At 63.1% G+C, this 6,706-nt stretch carries 5 protein-coding genes; 3 read left to right on the top strand and 2 right to left on the bottom strand.

Annotated features, from left to right (window positions below; all coding sequences use genetic code 11):
• The first annotated feature begins 61 nt into the window (after positions 1-61).
• Positions 62-1,624 carry a hypothetical protein gene (locus GE027_RS09175; RefSeq protein ID WP_237607417.1) on the top strand — a complete coding sequence of 521 codons (1,563 nt, stop codon included), beginning with the start codon at positions 62-64 and terminating at the stop codon, positions 1,622-1,624.
• A 44-nt stretch (positions 1,625-1,668) separates the two neighbouring features.
• Here the strand turns inward: GE027_RS09175 and GE027_RS09170 are convergent, their stop codons facing one another.
• Positions 1,669-2,415, bottom strand: coding sequence for a YebC/PmpR family DNA-binding transcriptional regulator (locus GE027_RS09170; protein ID WP_153556889.1), 747 nt, complete (start codon positions 2,413-2,415; stop codon positions 1,669-1,671).
• Between the two features lie 173 nt (positions 2,416-2,588).
• Between GE027_RS09170 and GE027_RS09165 the strand changes: the two genes are divergently transcribed.
• Positions 2,589-3,245, top strand: coding sequence for a ribonuclease H1 domain-containing protein (locus GE027_RS09165; RefSeq protein ID WP_153556888.1), 657 nt, complete (start codon positions 2,589-2,591; stop codon positions 3,243-3,245).
• A 409-nt stretch (positions 3,246-3,654) separates the two neighbouring features.
• On the opposite strand, the gene GE027_RS09160 is transcribed toward GE027_RS09165, so the two are convergent.
• Positions 3,655-5,151: a sulfatase family protein gene (locus GE027_RS09160; RefSeq protein ID WP_153556887.1), complete on the bottom strand. Its 1,497-nt coding sequence runs from the start codon at positions 5,149-5,151 to the stop codon at positions 3,655-3,657.
• Between the two features lie 825 nt (positions 5,152-5,976).
• Between GE027_RS09160 and GE027_RS09155 the strand changes: the two genes are divergently transcribed.
• Positions 5,977-6,636, top strand: a complete 660-nt coding sequence (locus GE027_RS09155; protein ID WP_237607415.1) for a superoxide dismutase family protein — start codon at positions 5,977-5,979, stop codon at positions 6,634-6,636.
• Positions 6,637-6,706: the final 70 nt, after the last annotated feature.

The following is a 6,706-nucleotide window of genomic DNA, read 5'->3' as shown; positions in this document are numbered from 1 at the left end:
CAACCAACAACCAACAACCAACAACCAACAACCAACAACCAACAACCAACAACCAACAACCATGCTCCGCCACCACCTTCCCTTGATCCTCTTCGCCGCCCTCGCCATCCCCGCCACCGCTCGCGGCCAGGGCAGCGAAGCGGACTACTACCGCGTGATTTCGGTTGCCGTCGCCGAGACGGCCACCGAGTCGCGGTCGAAGACGTGGCAACCGGCCCCCGACGGGTTGCCGCTGGAGGTCAGCGGGATCGCGGTGCTGGACGACCGCCGGGTTGCCGTCGCAATCCGCAAAGGCGAAATCTGGATCCTCGACGGCGTCTACGACGACCCGCCGGCGGAGGTGACCTACCACCGCTTTGCCACCGCCCTGCATGAACCGCTGGGGTTGCTGTGGCACGAGGGCAGCCTGTACACGGCCCAGCGCAGCGAACTGACGCGGATCACCGACACCGACGGCGACGGCACGGCCGACCGCTACGACACCGTGGCCAAGGGCTGGGGCGTCACCGGCCACTACCACGAGTACGCCTACGGGCCCAAGCTGGATGGCCAAGGCCGGTTGTGGGTCACGCTGAACATCGGTCTGGGGCTCAAGGGCGAACAACTCGACCACACGGTCCAGCACCCCGAACTGGGTTATCGCCAGGGACTGTGGCGCGGCTGGGGACTGCGGATCGACGACGCTGGCGACCTGGTTCCGGTGTGCGCGGGAATGCGTTCTCCCTCGGGCCTGGGCGCGAACGCGGCGGGCGACATGTTTTACACCGATCAACAAGGCAATTGGGTCGGCGCCGGGACGCTGCATCACATGCGCGAGCGCGCGTTCTTTCATCATGCCGACGCGTTGGCGTCGGCCGAGCAGCCGGGTTCGCCGCTGAAGGATGTGGCCGCCGTGCCCAATGGCCTGCCCTTCCCCGAAGCGCTCTCACGCTTTCCCCAGTTGGTCCCGCCGGCGGTTTGGTTTCCGTACAAGAAGATGGGCCAGTCGGCCACCGACATCATGTTGGACGCCAGCGAGGGGCGTTTCGGCCCGTTCGCCGGTCAGTTGTTTGTGGGCGAGTTCACGTTGGCGGGCATCAACCGCGTCTTTTTGGAACAGGTCGACGGCCAGTATCAGGGCGCGTGCTTTCCCTTCCGCAGCCCTCTGGCCTCGGCCGTACTGCGGTTGGCCCAAGGCACCGACGGCAGCGTATTCGTGGGCCTGACCAATCGCGGCTGGAGCAGCCTGGGCAGGGCGTCCTACGGGCTGCAGCGGTTGGTCTGGACCGGCAAGACGCCGTTCGAGATTCTCGAGATGCAGGCCCGGCCCGACGGCTTTGAATTGGTGTTCACCCGGCCGGTCGATCCCGCAACCGCCGCCGACCCCGCCTCGTACGCGCTTCGCAGCTTTACCTACCAGTACCACTCGGCCTACGGCAGCGACGAGATCGACGCCCGGCCCTTGGCGATCCAGTCCGCGGTGGTCAGTCCCGATGGCCGCCGCGTGCGACTGCGGATCGAGGGCCTGCGCGAGCTCTACGTTCACGAACTGGTGGCCGCCGGCGTGCGCGATGGCCAGGGGCATCCGCTGCTGCACACCGATGCCTACTACACGCTGAACCGGATCCCGGCGGTTGATCCGTAGTGGCGGGGTGGGGATTTCTTTCACAGGCTGGAAGCCTATGCCACTTAGGCGTCTTCGCTGAGGGCTTCGTCGGTGATGTTCAGGTTCGTGCTGACGGTTTGCACATCGTCGTGATCGTCGAGCGCTTCGAGCAACCGCAGCGCCTGCTTGGCGTCGGCGGGTTCGACGTCGACGGTGGTCTGCGGAATCTGGGTGACCTCGCTGTACAGCATCTCCAGCTCCCGCTCCTTGAAGGCGTCGAAGAGCTGCTGAAAGCTTTCGGGATCGCAGGTGACTTCCAGCTGGCCATCGGACTCGGCCACGTCTTCGCCACCGTTTTCGAGCGCAATCTCGGTGATCATTTCCTCGTCGTACTTCTCGGCGTCGAACTGAATCAGTCCTTTGCGGTCGAACAGGTAGGACACGCACCCGGTGCTGCCCAGGTTGCCGCCGAACTTGGAGAACAGCGAGCGGAGTTCGGGGGCGGTGCGGTTGCGGTTGTCGGTCATGATCACGCACATCACGGCGACGCCGGCCGGTCCGTATCCCTCGTACAGCAGCTCTTCGACCGGGCCACCGCCCAGTTCGCCCGTGCCGCGTTTGATCGCGCGGTTGATATTGTCCTTGGGCATGCTGACCGCTTTGGCATCGTCGATGGCTTTGCGGAGCCGCAGATTGGCGTCCGGATCGCCGCCGCCCATCTGTGCCGCCACGATGATGGCCTTGCTCAACTTGCTCCAAACCCTCGCCCGAGCCGAATCAACGCGGCTCTTGCGGTGTTGGATATTCGCCCACTTGGAATGGCCTGCCATAGGGAATCGATCTGAAAAGAGAGGAAGAAGGTCGGATCGCAGGACCGTTTGTTTAGCGAAAAAGGAGCGTTTTTTCCAGTCCGCCTGGCGTCGAAAGCCGCCTGCCGTTGCTCCGCTGGCCTCCGCCCCGTAGGCTCTGGGCCCACACCAAACCGTCGCACACGATCGATCACATGGCCAAGAAAAAACCGAAATTCTACGTCGTCTGGCAGGGACACACCCCGGGCGTGTATCGAACCTGGGACGCCTGCCAGCGAGAGATCAATGGTTTTTCCGAAGCCCGCTACAAATCCTTTCCCAGCCTCGCCGCGGCCGAAAAGGCCTACGCGGAAGGCTCCGAAGCCTACTGGGGCAAGAACCCTGCCGGCCGCAGCAAGCCCAAGACGCCGGTCCGCGATCGCGAGGAACTGGCCGACCTGGGCGTCGACATGACCGCTTGGTGTGTTGACGCCGCCTGCAAGGGCAACCCCGGCGAACTGGAATACCAGGGCGTGGAACTGGCTTCGGGAATCAACCTGTTCCACCGCGGCCCCTACCCCGAAGGGACGGTCAACATCGGCGAATTCCTGGCCATCGTGCACGCCCTGGCCCTGTTGGACCACGGCCAACTGGGCGACACCCCGATCTATTCCGACTCGCGAATCGGGATCAGCTGGGCCAAGAACGGTCGCTGCAAAACCAAGCTGCCGCAGACCAAGAACAACCAACAACTGTTTCGCTTGATCGCTCGGGCCGAGAAATGGCTGGCCGAACACCACTGGCAAAATCCGCTGCTGAAATGGGAAACCAAACGCTGGGGGGAAATTCCCGCAGACTTTGGACGCAAATAGAATTCCAATCGGGCCGCCGGCGCATTCAACCGAACCTACTTTCCGTCGGCGGCTGCAAGGCCTAGTTGGGGGGATTCCCACGGAACCATCCGCAGTTAGAATGGCTGCTGTGGTGCGGGAGATTTTTCCACACCCACTTTTATCTTTCGTCTTTGTGCGAACGCCGTTTGGTCCAGTTGCCCCTGGCCGAACGTGCTAGGCTGCCGTGATCACTGCCCCGGTCACGGCGGCCGTTTTTTTGCGCTCTCTCTGAGTTTTGCGTCATCTCTGAAACCGGATTCGCGTACGCGAAACCGCCGCCGCCCCGCACTCCCTGGTCACTCCGCGGCTGGGCCAGCACCGCGGCTGGGCCGGTACGATTAGTGGACGGCCGATGTATTCGAAAACGCATTGCGAATCGACAGGCCGATTAGCGGACGGCCGAGCCCAGGGTCTGCTCGTACCAGGCGGTCACCAAATCGACCAAGTGTCCAGCTCGCTCGGGGTGCTTTGCCGCCAGATTCTCGCTCTCTCCGGGGTCCGCGTCCAGGTTGTACAGCTGCGCACCGCTGCCGTCGTAGTCGCACAGCAGCTTCCACTTGCCGTCCCGGACCGCCAGATCGGGCAGATTCGACTCGCCATAAAACTGCTTGCGGTCCGGTGGACGGCTAAAGAACAGGGGGCCGGAGCGTGAGCGGGTGGCTTGGCCCAACAGCGTCTCGGCCAGCGACTGGCCATCGTACGGCGTCGCCCCCTGGGTGCGACCGAAGGCCGATGGCGGCTGCGCCGGAGGATCGACTCCGGCGATTTCGATCAGGGAGGGAACCAGATCAAAGGCGGCCAATACCGACTGAGCATTGCGGGTCCCACGTGCCGCCTCCGGCATCCAGCCAGGCGCCCAGACGATCAAGGACGAGCGGATGCCGCCTTCGTACAACTGGGCCTTGAATCCGCGGAAGGGCCCGGCCTGCCCGGCACCTCGCTCGGGTCCGTTATCAGAACAGATCAGGATAATGGTGTTCTCGCGCAGCCGGGGATCGTCGCGGACGAAGTCGAACAAGCGGCCCAGCTGGCGGTCCATCGCTTCCAGAACCGCCAGATAAAGCCCTCGTTTACCGGCCTCCTTGGCTACGCCGTACTCCTCGGCCGGCGGCCAGAACGGACTGTGCACGTCGTCGGGCCAGACGTTCACATAGAACGGCTGCTCGCTCTGGCGAGCCTGCTGCATGAATTCCACGGCCGCATCGACAAATCCCGTGGTGATCTCGCTCCGCTGCATCCAGGTGACCGGACCGCCCAAGATCTCGGCCCGTTGCCAGATCCGGCCTACCTTGCCGTTTTCATCCATGGTCAACGGCAGTAGCTTGGCGCCCATGCCTTCGAAATTGGTCAGCGACGCATCGAACCCGTACCGCGAGATCGGCGGAGCGTCGTCGACGTCGCGCTGACCTCCCATGTGCCATTTGCCAAAGTGCCCGGTCGCGTAACCGGCCTGCTGCAGCGTGCGAGCGAGCATCGGGGCCGCCGGATCGAGCCACTGGGCCATGCCGCGCTGGCGATTGCTTTTGCGGTTATTCAAAAACGACGTGATGTTCCAGCGCTGCGGATACTGGCCGGTGGAAATCGCCACTCGCGAGGGCGAACAGATGGGCGAATTGACATAGAACTGCTCAAAGGCCAGCCCTTCGGCCGCCATCCGATCGATCTGAGGCGTCTCGGCATCGGGGTTGCCGAAGCAGGAGAAGTCGCCCCAGCCCATGTCGTCGATAAAGACCAACACGATGTTCGGTTTGCGATCGCCGTCCGCCGCCGAGCCAGGCTGGCGCGGGCCCTGCGACGGCTCTTGAGCATCCAGCGTCGCCCCCAGCAACGCCAACGCTGCGACCCACGCACCGTTCCAAGCAATCCAATATGTACGCCTACCCATAACGTCTCTCGCTCGCTGTATCAGGAGAGGAAAATGTTTGAGGTGGTGTCGGCACGGGGGCCGCCAACGTCCAACATAATACCATCAAACCAATAAGGATTCAGAGTCGATCGAGCGTCTCACCGTCGCAAGCTCCGCGGCGATAGTCACCGCCGACGTTTACGTCACAGGAGACGGATCAAAGGGGCCAGACGGATCAAAGGGGCCAGGCTTCTTTGATGAGCGGGTCAACCCTGAGCAATGAGCGTTAGCTTACTCCTTAACAACGAGAATTCGGGAAAGGGCTGGCGTCAGGCATCGCGGCAGGGACGACTGCGGCACAGATCCGTATGCGAAGGACTACCTCAAGCGGCTCCTGCTGCTAGTCGGGCCCGAAAACGATATTTCGGGTGCTGAGCGCAAGGACTCGCTAGCCTGCAGGGCGACCCAGCTTGCGCGCACCCCTGTCGCCCCTCCGGGGCTTTTGTTTGTTTGGGCAATGCAGACCGGCGGTTGACACCGCCGGCAGGGGCTGTGTCGCCCTTCGGGCTGGTTCTGCGGTCGGGACGATTGTTGCGGCATGGATTGTTTGCGTGCCGCTGCCGATCTAACTCTTGGTGTCCGAGCGGACAACCCCCACGCGGGTTCTTAGCCCGAAGGGCGGCACAGCCCCTGCCGGGGCCGGCGAGTCCCCGGATACGCGCGATTTAATCAACTGGCCGCGACGCCGGCGCCGGGGTGTGTTGGCGAGCAATTGTGGCATGTGGTTTGCGGCCGAAAGCTTTCAAAACTGACGTTTCCGTATGTCTTTGAACCCAGTCTGTCTCCGAACCTAAGGATCGATCCATGAAGATGGCACCCGCTTCCCGTTTGTTGTGCTCGCCGCTGCTATTGCTGCTCCCGTTGTTGGGTCTTGGCCTGGGGTGTGAGGGTCGCGACGAGACACCGGTCGTTACCCCGGCGCCGGTGGACCCGGAGCTGGCCGATCCCGAGGTGGACATGGATCCCGCTCCAAGTTCCAACGCCGGCGTCGATGTGGATAGCGACGGCGAGGCCGAACCGATCGAAGCGCTGGCTGTGCTCGAACCGGTTGGTGACAGCAAGGTCAAGGGTTCGGTCCGGTTCACGCAAACCGGAGACACCGTCCACGTGCACGGCGAAGTCACCGGGTTGACGCCGGGCCTGCACGGTTTTCACGTCCATGAAAAAGGCGACCTGTCCGACAAGGAAAAAGGCCAGAGCGTCGGTGGCCACTACAATCCTACCGATCAGCCTCACGGTAAACCGGAGGACCAAGAGCGACACGTGGGTGACCTGGGCAATATCAACGCCAACGACGAAGGCATCGCCACGATCGACCTGCAAGACGACGTCATCCGTTTGGACGGAGAACATTCGATCGTGGGCCGAGCCTTGGTCATTCATGCGGGCGAGGACAAATTCACTCAGCCCGCCGGCGATGCGGGTGCCCGGGTCGCGTTTGGCGTGATCAAACGCGAAGAATAAATCCACCGTCGCCCCCGGTGGACGGTTCGGCTGGCAAGCGACCCGCATCCCACGGGTTGGCAGCGGATTG

Source organism: Roseimaritima sediminicola (genome assembly GCF_009618275.1).
In the GTDB taxonomy this organism is placed as follows: Bacteria; Planctomycetota; Planctomycetia; order Pirellulales; family Pirellulaceae; genus Roseimaritima; species Roseimaritima sediminicola.
Note: the sequence above shows the minus strand (reverse complement) of the source record. Positions and strands in the feature narration are given on the sequence as shown.